Below are 16,335 nucleotides of genomic sequence, written 5' to 3' on the forward strand. Positions count from 1 at the left end.
CTGCTGCCCCTATCGTTAGATAGGAGCAACAGGCTATCAACAGTCAGTATTAACTTTTTAAGATATCTTCAATTTGTTGTATTTCTTCTGTGGAAAATTCCAAATGATTGAGTGCGGCAACGTTATCCTCAATTTGGCTAACCTTACTCGCACCTATTAATGCAGAGGTTACTCTGCCTCCGCGAAGAACCCAAGCAAGAGCCATTTGAGCAAGGCTTTGTCCTCGTTCACTAGCAAGGGCATTTAACTTTTGCACTCGACTGATTACTTCCTCGGTCACTTGGTCCGTACCTAATGCCCCCGTCACTTTCACTGCTCTTGAATCACTAGGTAGACCTGTTAGGTACTTATTGGTTAGTAAACCTTGAGCGAGTGGGCAAAAAGCAATCGAGCCCACTCCATTTTCCTGAAGAACATCCTGCAGCCCATTTTCAATCCAACGATTGAGCATCGAATAGCTTGGTTGGTGAATAACTAACGGCGTACCTAGACGGTTTAATATACTGATTGCCTCTGCTGATTGCTCTGCACTATAATTGGAGATTCCTACATATAGTACCTTTCCTTGGCGAACCATTAAATCGAGTGCCCCCATCGTTTCTTCAAGCGGGGTATCCGGATCAGGTCTGTGTGAGTAGAAAATATCTACATAATCTAGACCCATACGTTTTAAACTTTGATCAAGACTAGCCATTAAGTACTTCTTCGATCCCCAGTTCCCATATGGTCCTGGCCACATATAATAGCCTGCCTTCGAAGAAATGATCATCTCATCCCGGTAAGGGGCAAAATCGGTTCTTAACATCTGTCCAAACATCTCTTCAGCCGAACCTGCCGGTGGTCCATAGTTGTTTGCTAGATCAAAATGTGTAATCCCTAAATCAAATGCTCTTCTTAGCATCGCACGGCCATTTTCAAATGTATCTACTCCACCAAAGTTATGCCATAAACCAAGAGAGATGGCAGGGAGTAATAGACCAGAGTGGCCACTATTTATAAACCCGGTGCATTCGATTGTGCTGTGGTTTGCAGTCTTCTTTCTTTTCCATAAAGAACGATAAATACACATGCCAAGCCTGCAGATAGAGTATAGACCGTAATCATATGGTCATAATTGATGAACTCAGAAATAAGCCCGAACAACAAATATCCTACTGTAGATCCAATCTGTGTTGTGTTCATGTAAAGAGTCGTTGCTGTTCCCGGTGCTTCTGGCATAAAATCCTGAAAATATGAAATAGCAATCCCAGACGTAATGGAAACCTGTGCGGCACTTAAAATCTGCAAAGGATAGATTTGCCAAGGCTCGGTAACAAAATTAAATAAAAGAAAATACGTAAAGGCAGTGACAAATCCAATTTTCACAAGCAATGCAACATCCATTCTTGTGGCTAGTAAACCTAGCCCAATCATCATCGGAACTTCAAAAATCGGTGGCACACTAAAAATTAAACCAACATCCATTTCCGTTCCATGAAGTACCTTCGTAACAAATTGAGGCACATTTAACATATGAATAGAAGTCGCTGTCGATAACAATAGTGCCGCAGCTAGATTGGCAAAAATATGCGGTTTGATGATCGATTTTTTCACCGACAATGCCTCTTGGCTCACAATCTTCTGTTTTGACACTTCCTGTAATAAAAACACAACTGTTAGAAAAGCAAGCAAGTACCCTGTAGCTACGAATAAAAACAACCCTTTGAAGTCAACCAATATTAGGAGCCAGGCCCCTAGAGCAGGTCCCACCGTCCAAGCCAAAGCAAAAAACATTCGAAATATATTCATGATAAAAGGCGTATCTTCCGCTGGGATAGCTGCCTCTTTTAAAGCATCTCTTGCATATGCCCATAATTGTGGAACAGCAGCTGCTGATGCCCCTAATAAAAAGAATGCGGTTACAGACAAAGCAAAATAATTCCGTAAGTAAGCAAATAATATATACCCAATCACCCCAGCGAAGGTAGTGAGGATAAGCAGGTATCTTCTACTAAGCTTTGTATCTGATAACTTTGCCAATGAACTGCTGATGGTAACTCCACCTAATGCCAGCACGGTCATAAAGACACCAAATGCTGCGTTACTCATTCCGACTTCATCAATACCGAAAAGAGATGAATAGGGAATAAAGAAGGAAGTGGAAAAACCAAGGATGGTGTTAATTAAAAAAAGGACTGGTAAGGATGGAATTTTCCAAATAAATAGTACCTTTTCCTTTGTTGCGGTAATTACGTTCTTTTTCATATCATCAATCCTTCTGTTGGACTATGAAGCTATAACTTTTATACAACTACATGTTTCGGTGTTTGATTATTTAATGCTAATAATAAATTATCTGTTGCTAGATGGGCCATTTGAAGTCTCGTTTTTATGCTCGCGCTCCCTATATGAGGAAGAGTCACTACATTAGGCAGTGTTAATAACCGATGATTTCGGGGAACGGGTTCTTCCTCAAATACATCCAATCCAGCTGCCCAAATCTGGCCCGACTGCAAAGCATCAAACAAGGCATCCTCATTTACAATGCCACCACGTGCGGTATTGATTAAAATGGCATTGCTTTTCATTAAAGCTAATTCTTTTGCTCCAATCAAATGTTTCGTTTCCGGAGTATAAGGTGTCATAATACAAACAAAATCAGATTCATTTAATAACTGATCCATTTCAACATAGGTGATAGAAAACTTCTTTTCGAGATCCAGCTTCCGAGAACGATTATGATAGAGGATTTTCATGTCAAAGCCCTGGGCTCTTTTTACCAAAGCAGCTCCAATCCTCCCCATACCGATGATTCCTATTGTTGCTCCGTACACATCTTGACCAGTCAATTGCATAGGAGACCATGTTTTCCAGTCCCCCTTTCGCAAATAAGAAGATGACTCTATTAATCTACGTGCTGTTGCCATTAATAACGCAAATGTTAAATCGGCAGTTGTTTCTGTTAATACCCCGGGAGTATTAGTAACAGTAATTCCTTTTAACTTTGCTTCTTCAATATCTATATTGTTAAAGCCTACCGCCATATTACTAACTACCTTTAATCTTTTTGCCTTTTCTAATAAAGCTTGATCGATGCTGTCGGTTAACAAACAAAATAACCCATCCACTTCCTGAATTTCTTTTTCTAACACGTCTCTAGGTACAGGAATATCTACTTCCTCCCACATTCGAATCACGCAATACTCTTCTATCCTTTGAATGATTTGATCGGGAATTTTTCTTGTGATAAAGACCGTCGGCTTCAAGTGTGGCCTCTCTCCTTTCAGATTCTAATACAATACTAACACCTTAGGGCTATCTCCCTTTACTCCCGTTGTGCTTCCTAATCTATATTAAACCATAAGAAAACTCGCTTCACCATTAGGGGAGCGAGTTGAAATCTTGTTTTATTAAACCTTTTCAGGTGTGCCCAATTTCGGTTGTTTCGGTGAGCGTTTCACCCAAATCATTGTAGTCATCAATGTGAACAGTAATAATATTAAACCTAATACAAATGGGTAAATGATATTCACATCATAAAGTAGCCCAGCAAGTGTTGGTCCAAGAATATTCCCGATACTCATATACGCGTTGTTCATCCCCATGGCAAAACCTTGTTCATGACCAGCAAGCTTTGAAATAAGGGTGTTTAACACTGGACGTAGAATAGACGTTGCTAAGAAGATGATTAAAGTGATACCAAAGAACAGCACATAGCTTGATGCAAAAATCGATAACAAAAACCCTACTGTGGCAACTCCTAAAAAGATATTTAGGACCTTCTCTTCCCCAAGGTTTACCACCAATCGATCAACAACAAACAATTGAACAATCGTACTGATGATGCCTGTTGCTGTAATCATTAAGGCAATTTCCTGAGGAGACGCACCAAACTCATTATCAACAAACAATCCTAGTACGGATTCATAAGCCATTAATCCAAAGCTCATAACGAGGGTAATCACTAATGGAATAAAATAAGGCATCTTTACTGATCGAACAAGCTTTTTTGCCATCGATTCATCATCATAATGAATGCCTTCAGCTTGTTCCTGTTGACTTTCTTTTAGAACAATAATTGAGAATATAACTGCTACTAGCGAAACAATCGCAGAGATTAGGAACGGTACTTTTAATCCGTATTCCGTTAAAAAGCCACCAATCCCTGGTCCAATCACAATTCCAAGTGACATAGCAGCTGAGATCAAACTGTTTCCTTTGGCACGCTGCTCCATCGTTGTAATGTCTGCAACATACGCAAATATGGCAGGTACAAGAAGGGCTGCACCAATTCCACCGATTACCCTTGAAAAATATAACCACCAAATGGTATCAACGACATAAAAAATAAACATCGATGCTGTTAATCCAACTAGTCCGTAAATAATCATTTTTCTTCGACCGTATTGATCCGTCCATTTTCCGGCAATCGGTGAGAAAATAAGCTGTGCTCCAGCAAAAATCGCTATCATTAGACCGGCTGCTGTTCCTCCCTGTCCAATCGATTGCAAATATGCAGGCAAAATTGGGATAATAATACCGAAGCTCCCAATTGCTATAAACATATTTATCATAAGTACAATTAATTTTTTCCTTTGTTCTGCGCTCACTTGCGCACCTCCATCTCCCTGCGAGAAGTAGGTAAACCATATATCTCGCCTCAAATACACCTAAGTATACCACCAAACATTCTTAAAAATGTACGCTAAAAACCGACTTTACTAAAATTTAACCAAAAAAAACCGTAAACATTCGCTGTTTACAGTTTTTTTGACAATATTCATTTATATTTACTTGTTCTTACGAATTTTATCAACTTCATCGGCAACGAACTGCACTTGGGTTCCGACGATGACTTGAATACTGTTTTGCCCGACAATATTGATCCCTGGAATGCCTGTTGATTTAATTTTCGCTTGGTCAACAGCTCCCATATCCTTTACCTCTATGCGAAGACGAGTGACGCAATTGTCTACCGAAGTAACATTGGCATCTCCCCCTAAACCTTCGTAAATAACAGCGGCCATTTGTGCGAACTTATCACGACCAGTCGCTACGGCCTCTCCTGTTTCCTCTGTTTCTTCTTCACGACCAGGAGTCATTAAATTGAACTTTGTAATTAAGAAGCGGAATAAGAAATAATAAATAGCTGCAAATACTAATCCTTGCACAAGAAGCATATATGGTTGGTTAGCTAGTGGCAATCTTGAGCTTAATACAAAGTCAACGAAACCAGCACTAAAGCCAAATCCAGCTGTCCAGTGGAAAAACGCTGCCACAGCTAAAGAAATTCCCGTTAACACCGCGTGAACTACATATAACATTGGTGCCACGAACATAAATGCGAATTCTAACGGTTCTGTTACCCCAGTAAAGAATGAAGCAAATCCTGCTGCAAGCATTAAGGAAGCTACTTGCTTTTTACGAGCGGTTTTCGCTGTATGATACATGGCAAGGGCTGCGGCTGGTAAACCAAACATCATGACTGGGAAGAATCCAGCTTGGTACATACCTGTAGTTCCTTTTGTTCCATTTCCAGACCAGAAGTTACCGATATCGTTAATGCCAGCCACATCAAACCAGAATACAGAGTTGAGTGCGTGGTGTAACCCCGTTGGAATTAACAAACGGTTAAAGAAGCCATACAATCCTGCTCCGATAAAATCAAGCTTACTGAATGCTGTCCCAAATGAAACCAACCCAGTGAATATAACTGGCCATGCAAAGAAAAGAACTAATGATACCACTAACATTGACACAGCCGTCATAATTGGTACGAGACGTTTTCCACTAAAAAAGGCAAGGGCATCTGGCAGCTTTACATGACTAAAACGATTGTAAGCAAACGCTGCGACTAACCCAGATAAAATACCAATAAATTGATTCCCAATCTTTCCAAACGCGGCATTTACATCTGCTGGATCAATCCCTTGAAGCATCGCCACAGCGTTCGTTGAAAGCAAGGTTGTAACAACCAAATACGCAACGAGACCACTTAGGGCAGCAGATCCATCTTTATCCTTAGACATTCCTAGGGCAACCCCAACCGCAAAGAGAATGGCCATATTATCAATGATGGATCCTCCTGCTTTAATCAGGAACGCTGCAACTGGACTACCTGCTCCCCACCCAGAGGGGTCTATCCAATAACCAATCCCCATCAGAATGGCTGCGGCTGGTAAAACGGCCACAGGAAGCATAAGTGAACGACCAATTTTTTGTAAATACTTCATCACCATTTTGTTTCCCTCCTCTTTCTCCTCAAAAAGTTATTTATATAAATTTCTTACTAACATAGGGATTCTTTCTTTGTAGCGATCAATTAATTGTTGATTATGCAAACCAGCATCGTTTGCATTATTGCTTAAAAACACGGGCGGCTCTTTTCCCTCTTCAAGCATCCGCTGAACGGTTTCAGCCATGATCGCATTCACGATCGTCATACCGATAATGGAAGAACCAGAGCTAAACCCACTTGTACTCTTTGGATGTTGCAGAAGGGTATCGCCAATTTCTATGTGATTATCAATGGTCAAATCAGCCATCTCAAACAAATACTTTCCACTTTCATGCCTAGAAGCTTGTGTGGCTGCATAACGAGGGGAAGTAATCGCAATGACATACGCACCTCTCTCCCTCGCAATTTCAGCCACTTCAATCGGAACGGGATTTCTTCCAGAAGTAGAAGCCACGATAACGATATCACCTGCTAGAATATTGCTAGAAGTTAGATGTTTTTTTGCTAGACCACTCTTTTTTTCTAGATTAGATGATTCAACCGCTCCTTTATGCAACATCAAATCTTCTATGAGAATCGGGCTAATCGGAGCGAGTCCACCTGCGCGGTAAAAGAGTTCCTCTGCGAGCATATGGGAGTGTCCAGAGCCAAACACATGGATGATGCCATCATTTTGGATACATCGAGCAATCTCATGAGCCGCTTCTTTCATTTTTCCCTGTTCCTCATTTTCAACCTCATCGAGTACGTCTCTCAGTTTTTGAAAATACTCTTTCATCATGTTCTCTCACCTCCCCTTCTATCTCTTCATGTCGATCATAAACTTGTAGCGATCTGCTCGGTAAGAGGACTTCACCACTTCAATGGGGGTTTCATCTTCAAGATATGTGTTTCTCTGAATCAGCATGATTGGTGCACCCTCTTTGATGCTTAAATACTCTGATTCAATTTGATTCGCCACCGACGATTCAATAATTTGTCTTGCATGATCAATTTTAAAACCTAACGTACCCTCGATATACTCATACAACGAACGATTCACAATCTCTTTTGTCAGGCCCTTTACCTTTTCTGCGGATATATAGGTAGTTTCAAGCGCCATTGGCACCTGGTCAGCGAGACGAATTCGTTTGATTTCGTATACAGGACTACTTTCCTCAATAGATAGATATTTTGCGATACGAACAGGTGCTGGAATGACCTCGAAGTTTATCAGCTGGCTTCCCGGCTCCAACCCCCTTGCCCTCATATCCTCGGTAAAGCTTGTTAGCCCATGCAGTCCTTGCTCTACCTTTCTTTCTGCTACAAAGGTACCTTTCCCTTGGAGTCGATATAAGTACCCGTCATTCACTAGCTTTGTGAATGCTTGGCGAACCGTCATTCGACTAATTTGGTAAGTTTCCGCATATTCCCGTTCCGGTGGAAGGGCATCTCCAGTCTTCAAATCCCCTTTTTCAATTTGGTCCTTTATCAGCTCCTCCAACTGATAATAGATGGGAATAGGCGAGTTTTTATTAATCATACGTAACTTCCTTTATCTTTAAATTTCCAATCGCAGCTTCATCTGCAATGATAGTGACAGAAGGATGTTGCTTTAAGATGGACGCCGGAAACTGCTCGGTCAAATCTCCCGTCAATAGTTTGGCTAGCGCATCATGCTTATGCTCTCCTGATATTAGTAAGAGAATTTCCTTGCTCTTCATAATCGAAGCAATCCCCATGGTGACGGCCTTTTTCGGCACGTCCTCCATTGTCTCAAAATAGATCGAGTTTGCTTCTCTAGTTGACTCAGCTAATTCCACCACATGCGTATACGATTCAAAAGAAGCACCCGGTTCATTAAACCCAATATGACCGTTAGACCCGATTCCCAATAACTGAAGATCGATTCCGCCTTTTGCTAGAATTTGCTCATCGTAATTTTGACACTCTTGCTGTAAATCTTCCGCTGTTCCATTTGGCACAAAGGTATTCTTCAGATTAATATCAATATGATTAAAAAAATGATCATTCATATAGTAACGGTAGCTATTCGGATTCTGTCCTGTTAACCCAATATATTCGTCCAGGTTAAAGCTCACAACTTGTTTGTAAGATGTTTTTCCACGCTTATAATCCTCAATCAGCTTTTCATACGTCCCTAGAGGTGTTCCCCCTGTTGCTAAACCAAGCGTAATGTTTGGATTAGCTCGGACCTTCTCACTGATATAACTTGCTGCTAGTTCACACATATGCTCATAGTTTTTTACTTCAATTAGTTTCATCATCTATTCCTTTCTCTGAAATGCAATCGCTCCCCGACAAACTGTCATTTTCACATCAAGATCTCCATCTAAAATGACAAAGTCAGCATCCTTTCCAACGGTAATGCTTCCTTTTCTGTCGTAGACGTTTAATTGCTTTGCAGGGTTAATCGATGCCATATGCACAACATCCTCAAGCGTACAATTCGTGTATGTGATCATATTTTTCACAGCACGTTGGGTTTCTAATATACTGCCTGCTAGTGTTCCATCTGAAAGCGTCGCCATTTCATCGTTCACATACACATCTTGACCACCAAGTTCATACACTCCATTTTTCAGGCATTTGGCTCTCATAGAGTCTGTGATTAAGATCAGACCATGCTTCTTCTTTTGCTGAAAAGCAAATCGAACCATTTCTGGATGAACATGAATACCATCAACAATTAACTCGGTCTTTAACTCTTCTAATAAAAGTGCTGCTCCAGCTAAACCAGGCTCCCGATGATGCAACCCTCTCATTTGATTAAACAGATGGGTAACATGAGTAGAACCTGCTTCTACTGCTTCCTTTACTTCTTCAAAGGTTGCATCTGAATGACCAATGGAGGCAATAATATGGTGGTCACTTAAATATTTGATAAGCTCCAATCCACCAGGAAGCTCGGAAGCAAGGGTAACCAGTTTGATCGTATCTTTTGAAAGGGCTTGCCATTTTTTAAACAGCTCGGTATTTGGATGCAGCATATGTTCCACAGGCTGCGCACCAGCTTTGTCAGGATTCACAAATGGTCCTTCGAGATGGATACCTAGAATTTCTGCTTGTGGTGTTACTTGATTGCTTCTGATATATGCACCAGCTGCTTCTAAGGCATTTTCAATCTTTTCATGAGACTGTGTCATGGTTGTGGCCAAGAAGCTCGTTGTTCCTTCACGTGGAAGAGAAGTTGCCATCGTATATAAGGCATCCTCGGTAGCATCCATGACATCTGCACCATTGGCTCCGTGAATATGCACATCGATAAAGCCAGGGAGAAGATTAAAATGAGGAGGAAGTTCAATCACTTCGAATCCACTTTCTTCAGGTAACATCTCGAGTGATCCTACTTCTACTATTTTTTGATTACTAGTCTTAATATAACCGCTTTCAATAATGCCCTGCTCTGAAAACACTCTCATCCCTTTTAATAAAAGGGGTGAATGAGAAGAAGTCATCCTCTCTACCTTCTTTCTTATAGACCTTTTTTGCATGTTCATCATATCACTCTATACATATAGTTGTCTAGACCAATTTTTATACCAAATAAAAAAGCTGCCGATTGCTCAGCAGCTCTATTTTTACACGCGATGACTCATCGGCAGTGAAAATAAGTAAATATTGATGATACCTAGTAACAGCATTAATCCATAGTAAGGCATCATAGCTTTAAAACTTGCCTTTTTCCCCATCTTGTATGCCGTATAAGAAGAACCTAAAAATCCTATTGTAATGATGAGATATTGAAGCATTTGTACCGTTGATGTTGAGGCCAAACTTAAGTCCCCACTTGTAACCTCTTTCCCGATAAAGGCAAGTGAATTAAACCAGATTGCTTTTCCTTCTGTGATGATATGGAACAGATTATGTCCAAGATGCCCGGCAAGATCAAGCGGAATAAAGGCATATCCAAAAAGAATAAAGTTTTTCTTGATCGTATTAGGCATACCTAATAAGGTTGCCAGTTTGGCTGCACCTAATAATAGTAAAATTGGAAGCGCCATGGAGATGATAAAGGCAATCGTAAAATTGACAACATAATTAGAAGTACCCGTCACAATAGATATTGTTTCGAGAATTTGTCCCCATATTTCAAGCATCGTGATGTTTTGTACAAACACAATTCCCATGATCACAGCTGCCAGTGAGGCATGCTCAAGCTTGGGATTTTTGAGACTCCAAAGCTCTTTTGTTGGAACACGTACATGTAACTTGATTGAATCATTCGGGCAATTTTTCACACAGTTTCCGCAAATATTACATTCCGCACTCGAATCCATGGTTCGAACGAACTGAAACATCGGACACCCTTCCGCTTGTTCACTCCCCTTAAAGCAGCTTTGTGTCTTACACGTTCTGCAAATATCGGCTGTTCCTCTTAGTTCTAACGCTCCTGATCGAGAGTAATTCCCTGCTAATCCTCCTAAAAAGCAAAGCGTTTTACAAAACGTTCTTCTTTCATAAAAGACGGATGTGGCAACCACCATTGTGATAAGTAAAAGCAGCAAATACCCTGATCCACGAGGTGACTCCACAATTCCCCATACATGATCGCTATACGTAATGGCAATGAAGAATAAGTCGATTAGCCATATTCCATACTTTCTTAAAAACTTTGGCATGGGCCTCTCACTTCCTACCATTTTTCGAATGATATCACTCAGTTTTCCAAATGGACAGATAGCGCACCAAAAACGGCCCATGGCTATAAATAAGATCGGAATAATCGGCCACCATAACACCCACGTCATCGTTGTTCCAAAGTTACGATGTGGATTCACCGTCCCTGCTACTAACTCTACCACGATAACAGAGAAGAAAACTAACACCACCCATTGAAAAATACCTGGATACCATTTGCTTTTAATAAACTTCTTTATTATCGGAATCGACAATAAATCGATAGAAGATTTCTTATTTGTTAAGGCCATGATTGTTTCCTCTCTTTCTAACTTTGTTCCAAATACCAATTAGAAGGAATCCGGCATTTATTGATGCAAAACTCGATAATACGATGTAGTTAGGTCCTGTCTCTTCTCCGGTGAACGTACCATGTGCACCCTCTTCGTTATGGGAGCTGGAGTCATCATGGCCACCTTCATCAACGGTGGTTTCAGAATGATTTTCGCTGCCATGATTGGATGTGGCATCTGTTTCATGAGAGTCGTGTGAACTGGAACCCTCAGTCTCATGTGTACTTCCTTCTATCTCGTGAGAATCGTGTGAGTCCGTGACTTCCTCTTCGGTGTCTGAATGATCATGTTCGTTAGTGGAGATGTCCTTTAAGTAGTTTTCTGTCTCTTGTTCATTCCCTTCATGTGCAAGTGCTGCTGAATGGTTTGTGAAAAATAGGAACAGTATGGCAAAAAGAGCGGATTTCCATTTTTTCATATAGAATTTTACCTCCGAAAGTATTGAATAATTTCTTAGATAAAATGTAATCGGAGGATATGCAGAATTTATGTAGATTGTTTGTAGAATTTGAGAACAGTAGATGTGGTATATCACTCTGGATTCGACATACATTTAGATACTCCTTGACAATACTGCACATAAGAAAAGGAGCCCTAACAAAAGTAGGAGCTCCTAGAAATTGAATTATATTTTTTCATAGATGAGAGTAGAGTAGCGCGTGCAAATTTGAATGAGTGGTCCAATCATCAACATAATAATCACAGTTCCTAAACCAATCGGTCCGCCAACAATCCACGCAAAAGCTAAGCCAATCCCCTCTAAAATGGTCCGAGATACATTTAATGTAATATGAAATCGCTCACTTATAATAAGCATCGTACCATCATACGGCATGGTTGGAAATTTAGAGGTTAAATAGATTCCGATTCCAATACCCGTAAGAACGATTCCAGCTAGGAAGGCTCCCCATTGCATTGTCCATACAGCCTCTGTGAGTTGTACATTCTTCAAGGTAACACCCATTTGAAAATCAATAATTACTCCCCATAAAAGTACCGTAATTACTGATTCAAACTGAATTCGTTTCTTTGATAAGATAGAATTAAACACTAAATAAAATGCCTGGATGAGCATAACCCAAATTCCAACGGTGAGGCCTAATTTAGCGACAATTCCCACAAAAAATGCATCCCAAGGTCCTGCTCCTACACCGGACTTAATAATTAAGCCTACTCCTAAACACGCAATCACTAACCCAATAAAAAAGAAGGATGTTTTCTTTAACATCACTAGTTCCTCCATAACCTGCTCTCATCCGTCATTATCCGGTGTAGAAAGAGGTAAATTAATTTTTTCCATAGAAAAAGCTCTGGAACGATATGCCCCAGAGCATTTCATATCGTGCTTTTATGCTTCAACTTTCGTGAAGAATTGTGGTAAATGCTCTTTGTGAGCTTCTAACATTTCATCAACGATTTGCTTAGCAAGCTTATCAGATTGCACAAGCGGGTTAATCGTTAATGCAAGAACGGCTTTCTTGTAGTCTCCTGTTACAGCTGCTTCTGCTGCCACTCTTTCGAAAGACTTGATTTGTTGTACAAGTCCTCTTACTGCTACTGGAAGATCTCCTACAGCGATTGGCTTAGGACCCTCTTTTGTAATGATACAGTTTACTTCTACAGCTGAGTCATCTTCAATGCTAGCGATCGCTCCGTTGTTACGAGTGTTTACTGGTTGGATATCACGCTTGTCATTGTAGATTGAGTTGATTAAGTTACATGCAGCGTCACTGTAGTATGCTCCGCCACGCTTTTCTAATTGTGGTGGCTTGATGTCTAGGTTTGGATCTTTGTATAGTTCGAATAGATCTTTTTCAAGAGCTTGAACTACTTCTGCACGTGTACCTTCTGCTGCTGCTTTTTCATGTTCTTCTTCAAGCATTTCACCTGTTTTGTAGTAATAACGGTGGTATCCACATGGAATAACCCCTACACCTTTGATGAAGTCAGGCTCCCATGATAGACCTGAAATATTCTTCATAGTCATTGCATTTTCTGGATCAGCCATTGCTTCAATTACTTGATCCATTACACTTACACCGTCAAGGTATACATTTAATCCGTATACCATGTGGTTTAGACCAGCAAAGTCCACATGTACCCGCTCAGGCTCAACTTTCAATGCCTTTGCAATTCCCATTCTCATACCGATTGGAACATTACACAGACCCACTACTTTTTTAATATTGCTGTGGCGTAGTACAGCCTCTGTTACCATACCAGCTGGATTTGTGAAGTTGATTAACCATGCGTTCGGGCAAAGCTCTTCAATATCCTTACAAATTTCAAGGATGATAGGAATCGTACGAAGACCTTTGAAAAGTCCACCAGGACCGTTAGTTTCTTGACCAATTACGTTATATTTTAAAGGAATTCTTTCATCTTTCGCACGAGCGTCAAGTAGACCTACACGGAATTGAGTTGTGACGAAATCTGCACCTTTTAACGCTTCTCTTCTATCTAGAGTTAGATGAATCTCCATTGGAACACCTGCTTTAGCAACCATGCGCTTAGCAAGATTTCCTACGATTTCTAACTTTTCTTTCCCTGCTTCTATATCAACTAACCAAAGTTCTCTTACTGGTAGCTCATCGTATCTTTTAATAAATCCTTCGATTAATTCTGGAGTATAACTTGAACCTCCGCCAATTGTGACGATCTTAATACCTTTACTCATTGTTCATCCTCCTAATTAAGTACTGTTTTACTAATACCTATTTTAGAGGGGAATTGAACTTTTGAATATAGTTTTGGAAGCGTTTGATTTGTTTCACACGAAAAGGCATTTGTTCCATAAAAATAACACTGTGTTTCTCTGTTAGTGTATAATATTAAAAGTGAAGAAAAGCGGGAATATGTAAGGGAGAGAAGGCTTTGTTTACGAATGAGGTAATTGCAACATTCAACGAACTAGAGATGCTACTTTACAACTACATAACACAAAATAAAGAGAAAGTGGTCTACATGCGCATCCGCGATCTAGCAGATGAAACCCATGTATCCACCTCAACGATCATGCGTTTTTGCAGGAAATTAAATTGCGAAGGGTTTTCCGAGTTTAAAGTAAAACTAAAGCTATTAATTGATGAAAAAAACGAGCCAAGCATAAAAAGTAGCCAACATGTGTTAGCAGAGTTTTTTGAACGAACGCAAAATGAAAGATTCACTTCGAAATTAGAGGAAGCAGCAGAGGTAATTGCCAAAGCAGATAGCGTAATTTTTATCGGGATTGGTAGTTCTGGAATACTTGCGGAGTACGGAGCAAGATATTTTTCAAGCTTAGGGAAGTTCTCCATGTATATTAAAGATCCATTTATGCCGATTCACGCAAACTTGAATAATAGTATCACCATTGCCCTTTCTGTTTCAGGTGAAGGAAACTACACCATCTCTCATATCCACCAGTTAAAAGGAAAAGGCAGCAAAATTATAAGCATTACCAACAATCGTCAATCCACAATCGCCAAATTAGCTGATGTGAATATTTCTTATTACGTCTCTGAAGAATTTGTAGACCACTCTAATATAACAACACAAATTCCCGTAATATATATATTAGAAGAAACTGCTCGACTCGTATATGAGTTGGGTAGGAAGAAAAACTACGAGGAAACCCCTCCTATGTAATAGATTTTCACAAAATAGCTCCAAGCAATAAGCTTGGAGCACTTTTTTATATTATTTCTATATTTTATTACTACGAACAACTATGTTTAAAGTTCCTTATTTCATTCATAGAATACTTTGCAAAAAAACCGTAGATATTTCTCTACAGTTCTTATCATTTCATTATAACTAATTAAAAGCTAGAAGTAGTTAGGTCCAAAAATTCGTAATTGTGAAGCTCCCCTTTTACGAACCTGTTCACGAGAACTTAAATCATCATTTATGGTTTTTCTCATCTTACTATTACCACCAGTAAGCTCCTCCATTTTTTTTACTGCTGTTTCAAATTCTGATTGGGACAGTTGTTTTGTTGCAAGAAGAGAACATAACACGGCGTACGCAATAGGTCTTGTGTCTACATCAATATTCACTTGTACATCGACATCTGAATTACCACTATGTCCAATGCTTGCTTGATTACTATCTAATTTTGAACTCCCCTTATTACGAAACTGGTAGACATTCCTCTTGCTATTCCCTTCTGGATTTTCAATCATTGTCTACCCTCCTTTGTAAAATTGACAAGATTGGAATATCCAATCTTGCCGTATTCTCCAATTAATCTTGTTCAACATCCTGCTCAACATCTTGATTGTTGTCTTGATCCTGTTCTGAATCTGCATTCGCTCTAGAACGTGAGCGAACACGAGCATTAGAATCAGAGTCAACGTCAATGTCCAGATCGATTCTTGCATTTCCTGAATTAATAATTTTAGCAACGTTCGTATTCTTATCAACATTTTTTACATCATTTTCGTTTTGCACATCTGTTCTTAATTCATTATCATTTTCAAAATCAAACTCTACATTTGAATCAGATCTGCTATCGCTGTCGGAACGACTTCTACTGTTACTATTCACCCCCCTGTTTTCTTCATTGTTACTACCACGTCTTGGAAACCAAATATTGCCCATTCCATATTCCTCCTAATAATTTTCTCAAGATTAATATATTATTTAATCTTAAAGATGCATGGACAAGCACCCTAGCACAAGCGTGGAAAGTTTTAAAAAAAGGCTATTTAAAATATTTGTTAAAAAAAAAAGAGTATCCCTTTTTCGAGATACTCCTTCAAACTGCTAGCCTCACTAATGAGCTTCTTTTTCAAAAACTAAAGAAGTAAGCTTCCGCAAATAATTATAAAAAAAAGAGAGCAGTCATGTTGACTACTCTCTTTTATCAGGTGCCTGGCGACGTCCTACTCTCACAGAGGGAAACCCTCAACTACCATTGGCGCTGAAAAGCTTAACTTCCGTGTTCGGTATGGGAACGGGTGTGACCTTTTCGCTATCGCCACCAGACTTTAAATTTTGAAGGTTATTCCTTCAAAACTAGATAAAGTGTCAAAGTCAAAAGAATGAGTATCATTTTGCATAAACGAGCTCCGGCGGCTAGTCCCTCGGGGTCATAAGCCAAAGCCTTCCAGAGGTCAGGACCTCTTACAGTCTTCGTCTTATGCCTGTCGGGACTAACCAAGC

At 39.9% G+C, this 16,335-nt stretch carries 16 protein-coding genes and 1 rRNA gene; 1 reads left to right on the plus strand and 16 read right to left on the minus strand.

Annotation, left to right across the window (positions count from 1 at the left end; translation table 11 throughout):
* Positions 1-49 precede the first annotated feature (49 nt).
* From mgrA to ACVBAX_RS18580, 13 genes are all read right to left on the minus strand, one after another.
* The gene (mgrA, locus tag ACVBAX_RS18520) at positions 50-1,069 is read right to left on the minus strand and encodes an L-glyceraldehyde 3-phosphate reductase (RefSeq protein ID WP_447118313.1); all 1,020 of its coding nucleotides are present in this window, start codon (positions 1,067-1,069) and stop codon (positions 50-52) included.
* On the minus strand, positions 994-2,244 hold the full coding sequence (locus ACVBAX_RS18525) for a sugar efflux transporter (RefSeq protein WP_447118314.1): 1,251 nt from the start codon (positions 2,242-2,244) through the stop codon (positions 994-996). Before ACVBAX_RS18525 ends, mgrA begins: the two co-directional genes overlap by 76 nt.
* Before the next feature lie 38 nt (positions 2,245-2,282).
* Positions 2,283-3,245 carry a 2-hydroxyacid dehydrogenase gene (locus tag ACVBAX_RS18530; protein WP_447118315.1) on the minus strand — a complete coding sequence of 321 codons (963 nt, stop codon included), beginning with the start codon at positions 3,243-3,245 and terminating at the stop codon, positions 2,283-2,285.
* Between the two features lie 144 nt (positions 3,246-3,389).
* Positions 3,390-4,589 carry an MFS transporter gene (locus tag ACVBAX_RS18535; RefSeq protein WP_447118316.1) on the minus strand — a complete coding sequence of 400 codons (1,200 nt, stop codon included), beginning with the start codon at positions 4,587-4,589 and terminating at the stop codon, positions 3,390-3,392.
* A gap of 180 nt (positions 4,590-4,769) precedes the next feature.
* Positions 4,770-6,215, minus strand: a complete 1,446-nt coding sequence (nagE, locus tag ACVBAX_RS18540; protein WP_430775221.1) for an N-acetylglucosamine-specific PTS transporter subunit IIBC — start codon at positions 6,213-6,215, stop codon at positions 4,770-4,772.
* Between the two features lie 33 nt (positions 6,216-6,248).
* Positions 6,249-6,998 carry an SIS domain-containing protein gene (locus tag ACVBAX_RS18545; protein WP_447118317.1) on the minus strand — a complete coding sequence of 250 codons (750 nt, stop codon included), beginning with the start codon at positions 6,996-6,998 and terminating at the stop codon, positions 6,249-6,251.
* 18 nt (positions 6,999-7,016) lie between these two features.
* Positions 7,017-7,739: a GntR family transcriptional regulator gene (locus ACVBAX_RS18550; protein ID WP_447118318.1), complete on the minus strand. Its 723-nt coding sequence runs from the start codon at positions 7,737-7,739 to the stop codon at positions 7,017-7,019.
* Positions 7,732-8,481 carry a glucosamine-6-phosphate deaminase gene (gene nagB, locus ACVBAX_RS18555; RefSeq protein WP_447118334.1) on the minus strand — a complete coding sequence of 250 codons (750 nt, stop codon included), beginning with the start codon at positions 8,479-8,481 and terminating at the stop codon, positions 7,732-7,734. Before nagB ends, ACVBAX_RS18550 begins: the two co-directional genes overlap by 8 nt.
* A 3-nt stretch (positions 8,482-8,484) precedes the next feature.
* Positions 8,485-9,675, minus strand: coding sequence for an N-acetylglucosamine-6-phosphate deacetylase (gene nagA / locus ACVBAX_RS18560; protein WP_447118319.1), 1,191 nt, complete (start codon positions 9,673-9,675; stop codon positions 8,485-8,487).
* A gap of 123 nt (positions 9,676-9,798) precedes the next feature.
* On the minus strand, positions 9,799-11,148 hold the full coding sequence (locus ACVBAX_RS18565) for a 4Fe-4S binding protein (protein WP_447118320.1): 1,350 nt from the start codon (positions 11,146-11,148) through the stop codon (positions 9,799-9,801).
* A complete protein-coding gene (locus ACVBAX_RS18570) occupies positions 11,132-11,608 on the minus strand; it encodes a hypothetical protein (protein ID WP_447118321.1) in 477 nt (158 codons plus the stop codon). Before ACVBAX_RS18570 ends, ACVBAX_RS18565 begins: the two co-directional genes overlap by 17 nt.
* Positions 11,609-11,815: 207 nt before the next feature.
* Complete coding sequence (locus ACVBAX_RS18575) at positions 11,816-12,418, minus strand: YczE/YyaS/YitT family protein (RefSeq protein ID WP_447118322.1); 603 nt, start codon at positions 12,416-12,418, stop codon at positions 11,816-11,818.
* 120 nt (positions 12,419-12,538) lie between these two features.
* Positions 12,539-13,867 carry a 6-phospho-beta-glucosidase gene (locus ACVBAX_RS18580; RefSeq protein ID WP_447118323.1) on the minus strand — a complete coding sequence of 443 codons (1,329 nt, stop codon included), beginning with the start codon at positions 13,865-13,867 and terminating at the stop codon, positions 12,539-12,541.
* Positions 13,868-14,064: 197 nt separating this feature from the next.
* Between ACVBAX_RS18580 and ACVBAX_RS18585 the strand changes: the two genes are divergently transcribed.
* The gene (locus ACVBAX_RS18585; protein ID WP_447118324.1) at positions 14,065-14,817 is read left to right on the plus strand and encodes a MurR/RpiR family transcriptional regulator; all 753 of its coding nucleotides are present in this window, start codon (positions 14,065-14,067) and stop codon (positions 14,815-14,817) included.
* Positions 14,818-14,996: 179 nt separating this feature from the next.
* Here the strand turns inward: ACVBAX_RS18585 and ACVBAX_RS18590 are convergent, their stop codons facing one another.
* The 3 genes from ACVBAX_RS18590 to rrf all read right to left on the minus strand — a co-directional run bounded on the left by ACVBAX_RS18590 (position 14,997) and on the right by rrf (position 16,158).
* Positions 14,997-15,353 carry a hypothetical protein gene (locus ACVBAX_RS18590; RefSeq protein WP_447118325.1) on the minus strand — a complete coding sequence of 119 codons (357 nt, stop codon included), beginning with the start codon at positions 15,351-15,353 and terminating at the stop codon, positions 14,997-14,999.
* A 61-nt stretch (positions 15,354-15,414) separates the two neighbouring features.
* Positions 15,415-15,771, minus strand: coding sequence for a hypothetical protein (locus ACVBAX_RS18595; protein WP_447118326.1), 357 nt, complete (start codon positions 15,769-15,771; stop codon positions 15,415-15,417).
* Between the two features lie 271 nt (positions 15,772-16,042).
* Positions 16,043-16,158, minus strand: a 5S ribosomal RNA gene (rrf, locus tag ACVBAX_RS18600).
* Positions 16,159-16,335 lie beyond the last annotated feature (177 nt).

It is taken from the genome of Robertmurraya sp. GLU-23, assembly GCF_052983275.1.

Coding starts and splice junctions, on each gene's coding strand:
- ACVBAX_RS18565 (WP_447118320.1), bottom strand. CDS start 11,148: ATGGCCTTAACAAATAAGAAATCTTCTATCGATTTATTGTCGATTCCG.
- ACVBAX_RS18590 (WP_447118325.1), bottom strand. CDS start 15,353: ATGATTGAAAATCCAGAAGGGAATAGCAAGAGGAATGTCTACCAGTTT.
- ACVBAX_RS18570 (WP_447118321.1), bottom strand. CDS start 11,608: ATGAAAAAATGGAAATCCGCTCTTTTTGCCATACTGTTCCTATTTTTC.
- nagB (WP_447118334.1), bottom strand. CDS start 8,481: ATGAAACTAATTGAAGTAAAAAACTATGAGCATATGTGTGAACTAGCA.
- ACVBAX_RS18525 (WP_447118314.1), bottom strand. CDS start 2,244: ATGAAAAAGAACGTAATTACCGCAACAAAGGAAAAGGTACTATTTATT.
- nagA (WP_447118319.1), bottom strand. CDS start 9,675: ATGACTTCTTCTCATTCACCCCTTTTATTAAAAGGGATGAGAGTGTTT.
- ACVBAX_RS18575 (WP_447118322.1), bottom strand. CDS start 12,418: ATGTTAAAGAAAACATCCTTCTTTTTTATTGGGTTAGTGATTGCGTGT.
- ACVBAX_RS18595 (WP_447118326.1), bottom strand. CDS start 15,771: ATGGGCAATATTTGGTTTCCAAGACGTGGTAGTAACAATGAAGAAAAC.
- ACVBAX_RS18580 (WP_447118323.1), bottom strand. CDS start 13,867: ATGAGTAAAGGTATTAAGATCGTCACAATTGGCGGAGGTTCAAGTTAT.
- ACVBAX_RS18550 (WP_447118318.1), bottom strand. CDS start 7,739: ATGATTAATAAAAACTCGCCTATTCCCATCTATTATCAGTTGGAGGAG.
- mgrA (WP_447118313.1), bottom strand. CDS start 1,069: ATGTGTATTTATCGTTCTTTATGGAAAAGAAAGAAGACTGCAAACCAC.
- ACVBAX_RS18545 (WP_447118317.1), bottom strand. CDS start 6,998: ATGATGAAAGAGTATTTTCAAAAACTGAGAGACGTACTCGATGAGGTT.